The following is a 12,587-nucleotide window of genomic DNA, read 5'->3' as shown; positions in this document are numbered from 1 at the left end:
GTGTCGTGTTGTCAGGACGCTCAGCGAGTGCTAGCGTCCTCGCATGACACGACACGTTGCGTGTCGTTTGCTCGTTCGAAGGAGTCCCATGCGCTCGACCCTGTCCTCAGCGCCCGCGATCAGGCCCGGCGGCGAACCCGCCGAATCACCGTTCACCCGACGCCTCATCCGCCTGCCGGCGGCATACCGTGCCGCGTTCGACGCCTTCGAGGAGTACCTCGCCGACCGCGTCGACCTCGTCGGCCGACGCGCACTCATCCGTACGCTCGACGATCTCGCGACCTGCCTGGAGGAAGCGCACGCCGGCGGCGTCTCCGTTCGCGCGTTCGCCGGCGACGATCCGGCCGCCGTCGCGGACGCGCTCCTTGCGAACCATGCCGACGGGCCGCGCGCGGTGAGCCTGCGCCTCGACCTCGCCCGCGCGATCGAGGCCATCGAGCGCGGTGCCGGAGCCCGGAGGGTCGTCACGCGATGATGGACGACCCTCCGGGCTCCCCGGTTCACGCAGCCGATCGCGCGCTGCTCGATGCCTGCACTGCGGCGAGCACGAGGGCAGCGACCTCGTCCGGCCGCGAGACGGAGACCGCGTGGGAGGCTCCCTCGAGCTCGATGGCCTCCTGGGCGTCGGCCCGCTCGGCGCCGGCCCGGAGCACCGCAGCAGGGATGTTGCGGTCTTCGGCACCCCAGATGTGCCACGACGGCCGATCGCGCCACCCCGGCACCTCCGCCTGCACGGCGTCGCGCAGCGCCGCGTCGGTGACGGGGCGCTGCGTGGCCCCCATGAGCCCTGCGGTCTGCACATCGACGTCCGCCGCGAACTGGTCGCGGAACTTCGTGCGATCGATCGAGAACTCGATGCCGCCGTCGCTGAGGTGTCGCGGCACGATCGCCTCGCCCAACGATGAACCGGGCGCGCTGGCCGAGAGTGAGAACGCCGACTCCCCCGTGAGGGGCGTGAACGCGGAGACGTAGACGAGCCCGACGACCTGGTCGTTCCCGGCCGATGCTTCGGTGATGACGAGGCCTCCGTATGAGTGGCCGACGAGTACGACCGGCCCGTCGATCGAGGCGATGACGTCCCGCACATACGCGGCGTCGACGGCGAGTCCGCGGAGCGGGTTGGCAACGGCCGTCGAGACCACCCCTTCGCGGTAGAGGGCACGGATGACTCCATCCCAACTTGCGGATTCGGCGAACGCGCCGTGCACGAGCACGACGGTCGGCTGGTTCTCGGACATGTACTTCTCCTTCTCTCGGTGTCGCCGCATCCGCGACGACGTTCATCGGCTGAGACCGCCGGCGGCTTCGACTTGTGACCGACGCGGTGCCGTTCGTTCCATCAGGCCGGGGCGCCACCCGTCGAGAGCTCCCGCTCGAGTGCGACCGCATCGCCGCCCCGCGCGGCGTTCCTCACCGCGGCCAGGAGGCGCTGGTGGGCGCCCCGGTCGACGGCGCGTCGGCCGGTCGCTGTCAGATGCTTCCGAGCCCGGCTGACGAGCTGTCGCACGGCGGGCTCCGATGATCCGATGACTCGGGCGATCCGCTGGTAGGGATACTCGAAGCCGACACGAAGGACGTAGGCGGCTCGTTCCGTCGGTGAGAGCCGCTCCATCATCAGGTACGTCGCGCGCTCGAGTTCCTCCCCGAGTTCCACGTCCACGCTCGGGTCCTCCGCGGAACGTTCGTCGACGCCGCCATCCGCGTCGAGCGCACGCTCGTAACGGACTCGACCGCTCTGCAACACATTGATCGCCGCGCGTGTGGTGGTCGTGGCCAGGAACGCCATCGGCTCGCGCACGTCGCTGCGATCGCGGGACTGCCAGCGGATCCAGACGTCCTGCACGACGTCTTCGGCATCGGCGGCGTTCCCCAGGATCCGGTAGGCGATGCCGAACAGTCGTCCGCGCCCCTCGGCGAACACGCGCAACCCCGGCGCTTCCGGCCTGCCGAACAGACTGGAGCCGTCGGCTGTCCGTCGTCCTGTCCGCTGTGCCGTCGATGTGCTTCTGCCGTCGAGTGGCCGGCCGGTTGTGATCGTCATGACGGACACGCAATCGGAGGGCCGTGCATTCCCCGTGCGCGATCTGTGCGAACGGCGTGCACCGCCGACGCACAGCCGGCCGATCAGCGCGACGCCGGCCGTGAGCCGGGACGAGCTCGCGTGCTCGGAGCGAGCGCGTCACGATTCGGATCGTTGCTCGGTCAACGCTGATGTGCCCCGCTCGCGGGCATCGGAGTCCGACGGTTCGACGAAGGGAGCGGCGCATGGCCGACGACATCGAGATCCCCGGGTACGCGGCATGAGCGCACACATGACCGAACCTGGCGCGGTCTCCCCGACCGAAAGCGTGGACGGCACGGTCGCACTGGTCACCGGAGCCTCTTCTGGCATCGGCCGGGCCACCGCGCTCGCGCTCTCGAATGCAGGGTTCCGTGTCGCGGTCGGCGCGCGACGGGTCGCCCGCCTCGGATCGCTCGCGGATGCCGCGCCGGGACCGATCCTGCCGATCGAGCTGGATGTCTCGGACTACGGTTCCGTGACGGACGCCGTCACGCAGACACTGGACCGGTTCGGATCGCTCGAGGTCCTCGTCAACAATGCCGGCCTCATGCAGAGCGGCATGATCCTCGGCGCCGATGTCGCCGAGTGGGAACGCATGGTCGAGACGAATCTGCTGGGCTCGATGTACGTCGCCCATGCGGCGCTGCCCCATCTCGTCGACGCACGTGGGCACATCGTGCAGGTGTCATCGACGTCGGGGCGGATCGCATCGCTCGGCAGCGGTGCGTACGCGGCGACGAAGTTCGGGGTGAGCGCGTTCACCGAGTCGTTGCGGCAGGAGGTGACCGCGCGCGGAGTCCGAGTGACGGTGATCGAGCCGGGCTTCGTCTCGACCGAGCTGACCAGCCACATCACCGATCAGACCATGCGGGCGGCGGCCGCCGAGATCGGCGATTCGATGCGGACGTTGCAGGCCGAGGACATCGCCGAGGCAGTGCTGTTCGCACTGCGACAGCCCGAGCACGTCTCGATCAACGAGTTGCTGATCCGACCGACGGACCAGGTTCGGTGACGCTGCGGAGGCGCGTCTCCATCGCCGCGATGGCCTCATCGATCCAGGGCCGCATGATCGTCCCCTCGAAGTCGTTCGAGAGGAACTCCGTATGGTCGTGGACGATGCGTTCGAACCGCTCGCGCGCTGCGTGCGCCGACTCTCGTCGATTCGCGCCGGCCTCGGCGATCGTCGTGATCATGGCCGAGTATGCCTGGATCATCACATCGAGCGATCCGTCGATCGTGGCGATCAGCGCGAGAGCCTCATCGAACTGCCCTCGCCTGGCACTGAGCATCGCTCGGTACGCGGAGACGTATGGCGCGAGGTACTCGGCCCCCGACGTCTCGATATGGAAAGCCGCCTCAGCCGTGACGTCGTCGAGCTGCTCGAGATCGCCATCGATCAGGAGTGCCACCGCGTACGACACGAGCGCGATCGAGAGGATGTCCGAGCGTTCCGACCGACGGGCGGCTTCCACCGACTTGCGGGACAAGTCCAGTCGGCCCGTGAATTCCGTTGCGAGGTATGCGAGGTTCCGGAGCGTGTTCGACTCGCCGACGTCGTCGCCCCACGACCGATAGCGCTCGAGTACCCGGGCGAAGTGTTCCTGCGACTCGTCGTCCTGTCCGCACAGGCCGAGGTTCACGGCGAGGTCCCGCCTGAGCTCGACCTCCAGCCGCTCATCGCCGCTCCTGGATGCGGCATCCGTCGCCCGTCTGATCTCCTCGATCATGGTGCTCGGCGCATCGACGGTCTGTCGCATCGGTCGCCAATCGAGCGCGATCAGCGCTGCCTCCCGGTCGAGTCCGAGTGAGAGTGCGATGCCGAACGTCTCGATGATCGCCTTCCGCTCGGCGAGGAACCACCGAGTCGCATCATCAGGTGAAGCGAATGTCGCGATCGCCTCGGCGATGGGGGGCGGCGACGCGACCTCGACGACCGGTGGGCGTCCGAAGGCCAGGTACGCATTCCGAGCGGTGTGCACGTAGTGCGACACCGAGCGCCTGCGCGCGGCATCTCGCTCGGGCGTGCCCTCGGTCATCTCCCGCCCGTAGAGCCGGAGCAGGTCGTGCACGGCGTACTCGCCCGTGGCGACCGTCACGAACATGTTCGCCGCCACGAGTTCGCTCGCGGCGGCAGCCGTCCGCCTAAGATCGAACCCGGCGATGCTGGCGAGCGCCGCTCGGGGGTGCGTCGTCCCAGGATGCACGGACGACAAGCGGAACAGCGTTGCCGCGTCATCGGAAAGCGAGCGATACGACCAGTCGAACGCCGACCGAAGATCGTTCTTCGCATCGAGGGCCAGGACATCCAGCGCGGACGCCGCTGCTGAGAGCCCGTCGACGACTTCGTGCATCGCTTCGCGTGACCCGGAGGCGGACGCGGCTGCGAGCGCGAGCGCGAGCGGGAGGCCGGCGCACGACGCGACGATCGATTCGATCGCTGCTGTATCGGCCTGCACGCGAGCTTCACCGAGCCGTCTGGCGAGGAGCCGACGAGACTCCTCGACGGTGAGTCGGCGCAGCGGTACGGGAATCGCGCCGTCCTGGACGAGGAGACCCGGCATGACCGCACGACTCGTGACGATCACGAGGCATCCGGGGGCACCGGGCAGCAGGGAGCGGACGTGATCGACATCGGCTGCGTTGTCGATGATGATGACCATCCGTCGACCGGCCATCGCGCGGCGGTATGCATCCCGCAGCGCCGCGACGCCGCCCTGGATTCCCGCGACAGAGCCCCCGAGATCGGCCAGCCACTCGCGGAGCGCGTCCGTCTCGGTGACCGATTCTCCGGGCGGGGCGTAGCCGCTCAGGTTGACGAACAGCTGCCCGTCGGGGAATCGATCGGCGATGGCGTGCGCCCACTGCAGGGCCAGCGTCGTCTTCCCGATGCCGGCCATCCCGCTGATGAGCAGCACGGCCGACTCCCCCCGAGCGGCGCTCTCGGTCGCCTCGTCGAGCAGATCCTGGACGCCGGCGCGATCGACGGTCGCCGCCGGGGCGAGCGGAAGCCCACGGGGAGCCATCGACGAGTCGGCGGTGGGTTCGTCGGCCAGGATCTCATCCACGGCCGCCTGCAGCTCGACGCCGGGCGCGATGGTGAGTTCCTCCCAGAGGCGCCGTCTGGTCGCGTCGTAGATCGCGATCGCCTCAGCCCGGCGTCCACAACGGGAGAGCAGCGTGATCAGCTTGGCTCGCAGCGCTTCGTTGAGTGGTGCATCGTCTGCGACGTTCGAGATCAGGGTCGCCAACGGCCCGGGGTCTCGAAGCGAGAGCGCACACTCGGCGGCATCGATCGCGAGCGCGATCCGGTCTCGTTCGATCGACTGGAACGCGGGAAACGAGAGCGTCTCCCAGCCGAGTCCGCCGAACGCGGCACCGGCGGCGAGCTCGAGCGCCGTGAGGTAGCCGATCGCGGCGTCCTCGGGCGAACGTTGCCGGGAATCCGCCCAGAGCCCTGCGACCTGCTCGAGGTCGGTCGCGACGACGCCTGTGTCGATGCGATACCCCGCTCCTGTGCCCAGCACCGCGGTTCCCGCCGCGCGAGCAGGGAGGTCTGGTTCGAGCAGGCGTCTCAACTCGCCGACGTGTCGCTGGACCTGGTTGATCGCGGTCGCCGGAGGATCCTCGCCCCACAACAGGTCGACCAGTTCGCCGATCGAGACGGCCTTTCCGCGCGCGGCGATGAGGGCGGCGAGGATGATCCGTTCGCGTTGCGGCCGGGCCGTCAGATCGACGGACGGGCGCAGCACGCGCATGCCACCGTAGACCGACACCGTGATCCGCGCCTCAGCGCGGACTGGTGAGTCTGGTGACGCCGTCAAGATGCCCGCCGATCCGCCTGCCGGCGCAGGCGAGTCCCACCCTATCCATGACATTTCATGAGTTCCGTCGCGACACGTCACGAAGGAACTCGGAGCGCGCCACGCGGGTCATCCGGCGACGAGGAGGTCGGCGTATTGCACGTTCGATCGCATGAACTCGGCCACGACCGGACACTCGACGTCGATGTGCACGCCGCGCTCGCGAAGGTCATCGAGTGCGGTGGCGATCAACTCGGCCGAGATCCCGCGCCCACGCATGTCCGGTTCGACGAACGTCGAGGTGACCGCGACTCGATCGCGCCGATCGTCGTAGCTCACCGTGGCGATCTCCCGACCCTCGATGGTCGCGACGTAGAGGCCTCGTTCCTCGAGCCGGTGCACCCTGATCTCGAACTCGGCCTCCGCCGACGGTGTGTCGATGGCTCGAACCTCCGGCCCCGAACCACTGACGGACGGAGTGGTTCCCTCATCGAGGAATCCCGCCCCGTCGGGGTACCCGGCCGCATCCGCGTACTCGACCGTGGAACCGGCCCGCTGCCCATTCATCATGTCTCCGATCTCGTCGTGCGGCCGCCGTGTCGAGCGACCTCTCGCAAGCTCTGACCGAGTCACGCTCGCCGTTGTGACGTGGAGCGTCCGATCCGTTGCGACACGGAGCGGCCGATCTGCGCGCCGGAGTCGTTCGCCGAGGATCCGACCCGCTTGTCACATCCGCCTCCGATGCCCGGTCAACGCTCATGACTCCACCGAGTCCACGGATGGAACCCAGATTCGAAAGGAAGCCGTCATGGCCGACCATGTGCTCGAACCCGCCGCGAAGGCGCTCGCGGATGCCACTGCGAATCCGCCGTACTTCGCACAGATGACGCCGACCGAAGCCCGCGAGGTGCTCGACGACGTACAGGCGCAACCCACGACGATGCCCGACGTCGACGAGACGTGGGTCACGGTGCCGGCAGATGTCGGCGACGTGCCGGTGCGGATCGTGAAGCCCGCCGGCACGCCCGATGCGGCCGTGCTTCCGACCGTGCTCTACGTGCACGGCGGCGGTTGGGTGCTCGGCAACGCCGGCACGCACGACCGGCTGGTGCGCGACCTCGCGGTGGGGGCCGGCGCTGCCGTCGTGTTCGTCGAGTACGACCGCTCCCCCGAAGCCCGCTACCCGGTCGCGATCGAGCAGGCCTACGCGACCGCACGCTGGATCGGCACTCAGGGCGCCGGCCACGGACTCGATGCCGCTCGATTGGCGATCGCCGGCGATTCCGTCGGCGGGAACATGGCCGCAGCGCTGGCGCTCCTGGCCAAGCAGCGCGGTGACGTGCGATTCATCCACCAGTCGCTGTACTACCCGGTCACGGACGCCGCGCAGAACACCGACAGCTACCGCGAGTTCGCCGAGGGCCCGTTCCTGCGCGCCGACAGCATGGCCTGGTTCTGGGACCAGTACCTGCCGGATGTCGCGAAGCGCGACGAGATCACCGCGTCGCCGCTCCGTGCGACGCTCGAAGACCTCGCAGGCCTGCCGGAGGCCCTGGTGATCGTCGATGAGAACGACGTGCTTCGCGATGAGGGCGAAGCGTACGCGCGCAAGCTCACCGCCGCGGGAGTCCGCACGACGAGCCTCCGCGTGAACGGCACGATCCACGACTTCATGATGCTGAACCCGGTGCGGGGCACCGCCGCATCGACGGTCGCGATCGAACTCGCCGTCCACACGCTCCGAAGCGCCTTCGCGGCAGCGCCTGCCGTTGCAGCACCTGCGGCCGCCTGACCATCCACGCCCTGCACGGCATCGTCGTCGAACCGAAAGAGGTCGCATGAACGCCACCGACCGACTCGCGCCGCTCCAGTGGGTCTCCGCCGGCGTACTCGACGTGAGTTACCACGAGGCGGGGCCGCACGATGGGATGCCCGTGATCCTCCTCCACGGCTTTCCCTACGACCTGCACAGCTACCGTCGCGTCATCCCGATCCTCGCCGAGGCCGGCTTCCGGGTCATCACCCCCGAACTCCGTGGACACGGCGGCACACGATTTCGCAGCACGCTCACGCCCCGCACCGGGGAGCAGGCCGCGCTCGGCCGCGACGTGATCGAGTTGATGGATGCGCTCGGGCTGGAACGAGCGATCCTCGCCGGCTATGACTGGGGCGGACGCGCGGCGTGCGTCGCAGCAGCCCTGCACCCGGACCGGGTCGCGGGCCTCGTGAGCGTCAACGGTTATCTCGTCCAGGACATCCAGTCTGCGATGAAACCGCTGACGCCCGCGATCGAGGCCGGGTTCTGGTACTTCTTCTACTTCCTCACCGAGCGCGGCCGCGCGGGCCTCGCGGCCGATCGCCGGGGCATCGCCGAAGTGATCTGGCGGCGGAACTCGCCGGAATGGGAGTTCGACGACGAGACGCTCGATCGCGCCGCCACGGCGTTCGAGAATCCGGACTGGGTGGACGTCGTCGTCCACTCCTATCGGCATCGACTCGCTCAGGTACCCGGCGCACCTCAATACGTACGCGACGAAGGCGCGCTCGCGATGCTGCCGTCGATCCCGGTCCCGACCATCACGCTCGACGGGATGGCCGACGGCAACTTCCCCGCCCAGGATGCGGCAGTCCAGGCCGCGCATTTCACGGGCACGCGGACGCACCGTTTGATTCCGCACGCCGGTCACAACCTGCCGCAGGAGCGGCCGGACGAGTTCGCGTCCGCGATCATCGACGTCGCGGCTCTCGGCCGCGTGAGCCGTCGTCCGGAAGCGCGAGAGCACCGATCTACCGTCTGATCCGTCCTCCAAGCGCGAGGTCGCGTACCTGACAACTCGGGGCGAGCAGTCGGGGTTCTCCTCGGGCGGCCGCCTTCGCCATCGCGGCACGTCTGGTGTCCGGGTGTTGCGAGTCCTAGCATGTCGCTCGTTGAACCCGTCAGAGCAACCGGGGGTGCGAGATGGACGACGCGATGGATCGCGACGGCGACGAGGCCGACGGGGAGGCGGTCGAGGAGTTCGCGGGATGGGTGTTCGACCGGTTCCTCGGCGGGATGGAGACCCTGTCCATCCACATCGGATCCGCCCTCGGGCTCTACGTGGCGCTCCTGGGCGCACCGGCCACGGCGGCCCAGCTCGCCGCGCGGACCGGCATCGATCGGCGGTACGCGCGCGAGTGGCTCGAGCAGCAGGCGACGGCGGGCATCCTCGAGGTCGACGACGGCGACGGCGACGGCAACGGCAACGGCAACGACCTGAGCTTTCGTCTGCCGGCCGCGCAGGCCGAGGTGCTCACGGACCGCACCTCTCTCGGGTACTCCGCGCCGCTGGCCGACATGTTCGCCGCGGTCGCGCTGCGGATGCCCGACCTCACGGACGCCTACCGGTCGGGTCGAGGCGTTCCGTGGGCCGCGTTCGGCCCTGCGATGCGCGATGGACAGGGCGACATCAACCGTCCGTGGTTCGAGCATGCGCTCGGGGAGGCGCTCGCATCCGTCCCGCGGGTGCACGAGGTGCTGTCGCGGCCTTACGCCGGGATCGCCGATGTCGCGTGCGGGCACGGGTGGTCGACGATCGGTCTCGCCCGGGCGTACCCGGACGCCATCGTCGACGGGTTCGACATCGACGCCGCCGCCATCGAGGCGGCGCACGAGCATGCCGCGGGGCTCGAGAACGTGACCTTCTCCGAGCTCCGAGGAGAGCAACTCGCCGACGAGGGCGAAGACCGTTACGACGCGGCGTTCGTCTTCGAAGCACTGCACGACATGCCGGACCCCGTCGCCGTGCTCTCCTCGATCAGACGCGCGGTCCGACCCGACGGAATCGTGGTCGTGATGGACGAAGCCGTCGCCGAGACGTTCTCAGCCCCCGGCGACGACATCGAGCGGGCGATGTACGGATACAGCCTGCTGATCTGCCTCCCCGACTCGATGTCGACACCGGGCTCGGTCGCGACCGGCACGGTCATGCGACACTCGACCCTCGAACGCTACGCACGAGAAGCAGGCTTCTCCGGAGTCGCCATCCTGCCGATCGACGGGTTCGCCGCCTTCCGGTTCTCCCTCCTCGAGCGCTGAAGGCACGATCAGCGCTTGGCCGGAACCCGAATGTGGAGGGCCTCGGTCGCCGCGGTGCGCCGCTGACGGCGGTTGAGCGCCTCGGACATGAACAGTCCGATCGCGACGAGGACGGCGAGGTAGAGCGGGAGGATCCACATGCCGATCCCGGCGGCGATCACGCCGAACACCGGGGGCATGACGGTCGAACCCGTGTACGCCGCCGCCATCTGGATGCCGATGATCGCCTGCGAGTTCCGTTCACCGAAGTTCGCCGGAGTGGAGTGCACGATCGCCGGGTAGATCGGGGCGCACCCGAGACCTGCCAACACGAGGCCCGTCAGTGCGAACCCGTCGGTCGGGAGTGGCAGCGCGATCAGCACGACGCCCGCGGCCACGACCAGGAACCCGCCTCGGATGAGCGCACGGTCGCCGACGCGATCCGCGAAGAACCCGCTGAGGAACCGGCCCGCGGTGATGCCGAGGAGGAACAGGGCCGCGAAGGTCGCGGCCGTCGCGGGATCGATGTCGCGCTGGGTGACGAGGTAGCTCGACGCCCAGAGGATCAGGGTGCTCTCGATGGCGCAGTACGCGAAGAACGCGCCGAGGATGAGTTTCACACCGGGAATGCCGATCGCGGTGCGCAGGGGTACGTGGCCACTCGGATGCGGCTCGGGTGCGGTCGTCGCGTCAGGCGCGGCATCCTGCTGCGCCCGTGCAGGTCGACGACGGTCGACCTTCTTCCAGAGCGACAGGCTCACGACGAGCACGACCGCCAACCCCGCCTGGATCAGGCCCACGGTCTCGTAGGCGCTCGACCAGCCGAGCCCTGCGCTGATGGCGTACCCCATGATGAACGGACTGATCGACGCGCCGACGCCCCAGAACGCATGCAGCCAGTTCATGTGGCGCGCTGCGTAGTGCAGGGCGACGTAGTTGTTGAGGGCGGCGTCGACGGCCCCGGCGCCGAGGCCGAACGGAATCGCCCAGAGGCACAGCATCCAGAACTCGCCCGAGAACGCGAACCCGAGCAGCGCAGCGGCGGTCATCGTCACGCTGACTGCCGTCACGAGCCCGACGCCGAAGCGCTTGGTCACCCGCTCCGACAGCAGGCTCGAGACGATCGTGCCGCCGGCGATGATCATCGTGAGGATGCCGGCGTACGCCACGGGAACGCCGAAGTGGCCGTGCATGACGGGCCATCCGGCGCCGACGAGCGCATCGGGCAGGCCGAGGCTGATGAAGGCGACATAGATGATCGCGAGCAGGAGTGCGTACATGTGGAGCCCTCTCGAACACCGGCCGACGCGGGCCGCGGGGGAAGTGCGCGGCCGAGCCGCCGATCCGTATGTGTACGATCGTACACTCAGTCGGCTAGGCTGGCGTCATGACGCACGATCACTTCGCGGGCGACCCCCGAACGAATCGGGAGCGGATGCTCGCGGGCGATCTGTACATCGCCGACGACCCCGAGAGCGCCCGCATCGCGCAACGGGCGCTCGTGCTGAAGCACGAGTACGAGCTGGCGACGATCCGCGATCCGCAGAGCGCCCGCGTGTTGCTCGAGGAACTCGTCGGAAGCCTCGGCGCGGACGCGTACGTCAAGCCGCCGCTCTCGGTCGACTACGGCGAGAACCTCCACATCGGCGCGCGGACCTTCATCAATTCCAACCTCACCGCACTCGACGTCGCACGGATCACGATCGGCGAGGATTGCCAGATCGGCCCAAACGTCCAACTCCTCACGCCCACCCACCCGATCGAGCCCCAGCCCCGACGGGATCGCCTCGAAGCGGCCCGGCCGATCACGATCGGCGACAACGTGTGGCTCGGCGGCGGCGTCATCGTCTGTCCCGGCGTGAGCATCGGCGAGAACAGCGTGATCGGCGCGGGCTCCGTCGTCACCCGCGACATCCCTGCGAACGTCGTCGCGGTGGGCAACCCGGCACGCGTCATCCGGGAGATCTGACATGGCAGACGCCGACCCGGACGCACCTCGACACCGCCGCACCGATCCGGACCGGCGCGACCGCATCATCGACGCTGCCCTCGAGCTGATCGCGACCGAGGGAGTCGCCGGAGTGTCGCACCGCAAGATCGCAGCCGCGGCCGACGTGCCGCTCGGCTCGATGACCTACCACTTCGCCGGCATGGACGACCTGCTCCACGAGGCGTTCACCCGATTCGCGACGAGCGTCAGCGATCAGATCGATCGACGCATGGATGCCGCGCACGATCGCGACGCTGCGATCGACGCGCTCGTCGAACACATCGAGCAGGACATCTTCGGCAGCCCCCGCGAGCTCGTCCTCACCCACGAGCTCTATACCCTGGCCGCACGCCGGTCGGAGTATCGCGCGCTCACCTCGGCCTGGATGGCGAAGAGCCGGGCAAGCCTCGAACGCTATTTCGACCCGACGACCACCCGGATCCTCGATGCGCTCGTGGAAGGACTCACGATCCATCGCGCGCTCGACACCGCTCCCCCGCCGCCCGGACTCGCGCGTGAAGCGGTCCTGCGCGTCCTCACCCCGAACGTGAACCGCCCGGAGCAGACCAATTCCGCAACACATGGCACGCCTTGGTCAGGAGAAACACCTGCGACGCAAGGCGGACGGGGCTCGAACCCGTGACCGATGGACTCGCCCAGGCGTTTCCGACCTAGCTCCGA

Annotated in this window: 12 protein-coding genes and 1 pseudogene; 8 read left to right on the top strand and 5 right to left on the bottom strand. The window is 68.8% G+C overall.

Annotated features, from left to right (window positions below):
* The first annotated feature begins 88 nt into the window (after positions 1-88).
* On the top strand, positions 89-475 hold the full coding sequence (locus tag ELQ40_RS08745) for a DUF1048 domain-containing protein (protein ID WP_164863515.1): 387 nt from the start codon (positions 89-91) through the stop codon (positions 473-475).
* A gap of 25 nt (positions 476-500) precedes the next feature.
* Here the strand turns inward: ELQ40_RS08745 and ELQ40_RS08740 are convergent, their stop codons facing one another.
* Together ELQ40_RS08740 and ELQ40_RS08735 are read right to left on the bottom strand one after the other, a co-directional pair.
* On the bottom strand, positions 501-1,238 hold the full coding sequence (locus ELQ40_RS08740) for an alpha/beta fold hydrolase (RefSeq protein ID WP_127793337.1): 738 nt from the start codon (positions 1,236-1,238) through the stop codon (positions 501-503).
* 101 nt (positions 1,239-1,339) lie between these two features.
* The gene (locus ELQ40_RS08735) at positions 1,340-2,041 is read right to left on the bottom strand and encodes a sigma-70 family RNA polymerase sigma factor (RefSeq protein WP_240666031.1); all 702 of its coding nucleotides are present in this window, start codon (positions 2,039-2,041) and stop codon (positions 1,340-1,342) included.
* Between the two features lie 271 nt (positions 2,042-2,312).
* On the opposite strand from ELQ40_RS08735, the gene ELQ40_RS08730 reads away from it, so the two are divergent.
* Complete coding sequence (locus ELQ40_RS08730) at positions 2,313-3,074, top strand: SDR family oxidoreductase (protein WP_127793335.1); 762 nt, start codon at positions 2,313-2,315, stop codon at positions 3,072-3,074.
* On the opposite strand, the gene ELQ40_RS08725 is transcribed toward ELQ40_RS08730, so the two are convergent.
* Both ELQ40_RS08725 and ELQ40_RS08720 read right to left on the bottom strand, forming a co-directional pair.
* Positions 3,034-5,817, bottom strand: coding sequence for a BTAD domain-containing putative transcriptional regulator (locus ELQ40_RS08725; protein ID WP_164863513.1), 2,784 nt, complete (start codon positions 5,815-5,817; stop codon positions 3,034-3,036). The genes ELQ40_RS08730 and ELQ40_RS08725 overlap by 41 nt on opposite strands.
* Before the next feature lie 174 nt (positions 5,818-5,991).
* On the bottom strand, positions 5,992-6,429 hold the full coding sequence (locus ELQ40_RS08720; RefSeq protein ID WP_164863511.1) for a GNAT family N-acetyltransferase: 438 nt from the start codon (positions 6,427-6,429) through the stop codon (positions 5,992-5,994).
* A 241-nt stretch (positions 6,430-6,670) separates the two neighbouring features.
* On the opposite strand from ELQ40_RS08720, the gene ELQ40_RS08715 reads away from it, so the two are divergent.
* The 3 genes from ELQ40_RS08715 to ELQ40_RS08705 all read left to right on the top strand — a co-directional run bounded on the left by ELQ40_RS08715 (position 6,671) and on the right by ELQ40_RS08705 (position 9,937).
* Positions 6,671-7,654 carry an alpha/beta hydrolase gene (locus ELQ40_RS08715; protein WP_127793332.1) on the top strand — a complete coding sequence of 328 codons (984 nt, stop codon included), beginning with the start codon at positions 6,671-6,673 and terminating at the stop codon, positions 7,652-7,654.
* Between the two features lie 136 nt (positions 7,655-7,790).
* Complete coding sequence (locus tag ELQ40_RS08710; RefSeq protein WP_240666012.1) at positions 7,791-8,660, top strand: alpha/beta fold hydrolase; 870 nt, start codon at positions 7,791-7,793, stop codon at positions 8,658-8,660.
* 161 nt (positions 8,661-8,821) lie between these two features.
* Positions 8,822-9,937 (top strand): bifunctional 2-polyprenyl-6-hydroxyphenol methylase/3-demethylubiquinol 3-O-methyltransferase UbiG, encoded by a 1,116-nt coding sequence (locus tag ELQ40_RS08705; RefSeq protein WP_205649464.1) that lies wholly within the window; start codon positions 8,822-8,824, stop codon positions 9,935-9,937.
* A gap of 8 nt (positions 9,938-9,945) precedes the next feature.
* Here ELQ40_RS08705 and ELQ40_RS08700 read toward each other — a convergent pair whose 3' ends face one another.
* Positions 9,946-11,196 carry a sugar MFS transporter gene (locus ELQ40_RS08700; RefSeq protein ID WP_127793331.1) on the bottom strand — a complete coding sequence of 417 codons (1,251 nt, stop codon included), beginning with the start codon at positions 11,194-11,196 and terminating at the stop codon, positions 9,946-9,948.
* A 107-nt stretch (positions 11,197-11,303) separates the two neighbouring features.
* On the opposite strand from ELQ40_RS08700, the gene ELQ40_RS08695 reads away from it, so the two are divergent.
* The 3 genes and pseudogenes from ELQ40_RS08695 (at position 11,304) to ELQ40_RS08690 (ending at position 12,549) form a co-directional block, all read left to right on the top strand.
* A complete protein-coding gene (locus ELQ40_RS08695; RefSeq protein ID WP_127793330.1) occupies positions 11,304-11,885 on the top strand; it encodes a sugar O-acetyltransferase in 582 nt (193 codons plus the stop codon).
* Position 11,886: 1 nt separating this feature from the next.
* Positions 11,887-12,030: pseudogene (locus ELQ40_RS19390) on the top strand (hypothetical protein); the annotation flags it as partial.
* 15 nt (positions 12,031-12,045) lie between these two features.
* Positions 12,046-12,549, top strand: a complete 504-nt coding sequence (locus tag ELQ40_RS08690; protein WP_370296790.1) for a TetR/AcrR family transcriptional regulator — start codon at positions 12,046-12,048, stop codon at positions 12,547-12,549.
* The last annotated feature ends 38 nt before the right edge of the window (positions 12,550-12,587 follow it).

Source organism: Agromyces sp. LHK192 (assembly GCF_004006235.1).
Taxonomy (GTDB): domain Bacteria; phylum Actinomycetota; class Actinomycetes; order Actinomycetales; family Microbacteriaceae; genus Agromyces.
Note: the sequence above shows the minus strand (reverse complement) of the source record. Positions and strands in the feature narration are given on the sequence as shown.

What these genes read in the sequence shown, in the direction of transcription:
- ELQ40_RS08745 (WP_164863515.1), top strand. Translation starts at nt 89, where the DNA reads ATGCGCTCGACCCTGTCCTCAGCGCCCGCGATCAGGCCCGGCGGCGAA.
- ELQ40_RS08740 (WP_127793337.1), bottom strand. Translation starts at nt 1,238, where the DNA reads ATGTCCGAGAACCAGCCGACCGTCGTGCTCGTGCACGGCGCGTTCGCC.
- ELQ40_RS08735 (WP_240666031.1), bottom strand. Translation starts at nt 2,041, where the DNA reads ATGACGATCACAACCGGCCGGCCACTCGACGGCAGAAGCACATCGACG.
- ELQ40_RS08730 (WP_127793335.1), top strand. Translation starts at nt 2,313, where the DNA reads ATGACCGAACCTGGCGCGGTCTCCCCGACCGAAAGCGTGGACGGCACG.
- ELQ40_RS08725 (WP_164863513.1), bottom strand. Translation starts at nt 5,817, where the DNA reads ATGCGCGTGCTGCGCCCGTCCGTCGATCTGACGGCCCGGCCGCAACGC.
- ELQ40_RS08720 (WP_164863511.1), bottom strand. Translation starts at nt 6,429, where the DNA reads ATGAATGGGCAGCGGGCCGGTTCCACGGTCGAGTACGCGGATGCGGCC.
- ELQ40_RS08715 (WP_127793332.1), top strand. Translation starts at nt 6,671, where the DNA reads ATGGCCGACCATGTGCTCGAACCCGCCGCGAAGGCGCTCGCGGATGCC.
- ELQ40_RS08710 (WP_240666012.1), top strand. Translation starts at nt 7,791, where the DNA reads ATGCCCGTGATCCTCCTCCACGGCTTTCCCTACGACCTGCACAGCTAC.
- ELQ40_RS08705 (WP_205649464.1), top strand. Translation starts at nt 8,822, where the DNA reads ATGGACGACGCGATGGATCGCGACGGCGACGAGGCCGACGGGGAGGCG.
- ELQ40_RS08700 (WP_127793331.1), bottom strand. Translation starts at nt 11,196, where the DNA reads ATGTACGCACTCCTGCTCGCGATCATCTATGTCGCCTTCATCAGCCTC.
- ELQ40_RS08695 (WP_127793330.1), top strand. Translation starts at nt 11,304, where the DNA reads ATGACGCACGATCACTTCGCGGGCGACCCCCGAACGAATCGGGAGCGG.
- ELQ40_RS08690 (WP_370296790.1), top strand. Translation starts at nt 12,046, where the DNA reads ATGACCTACCACTTCGCCGGCATGGACGACCTGCTCCACGAGGCGTTC.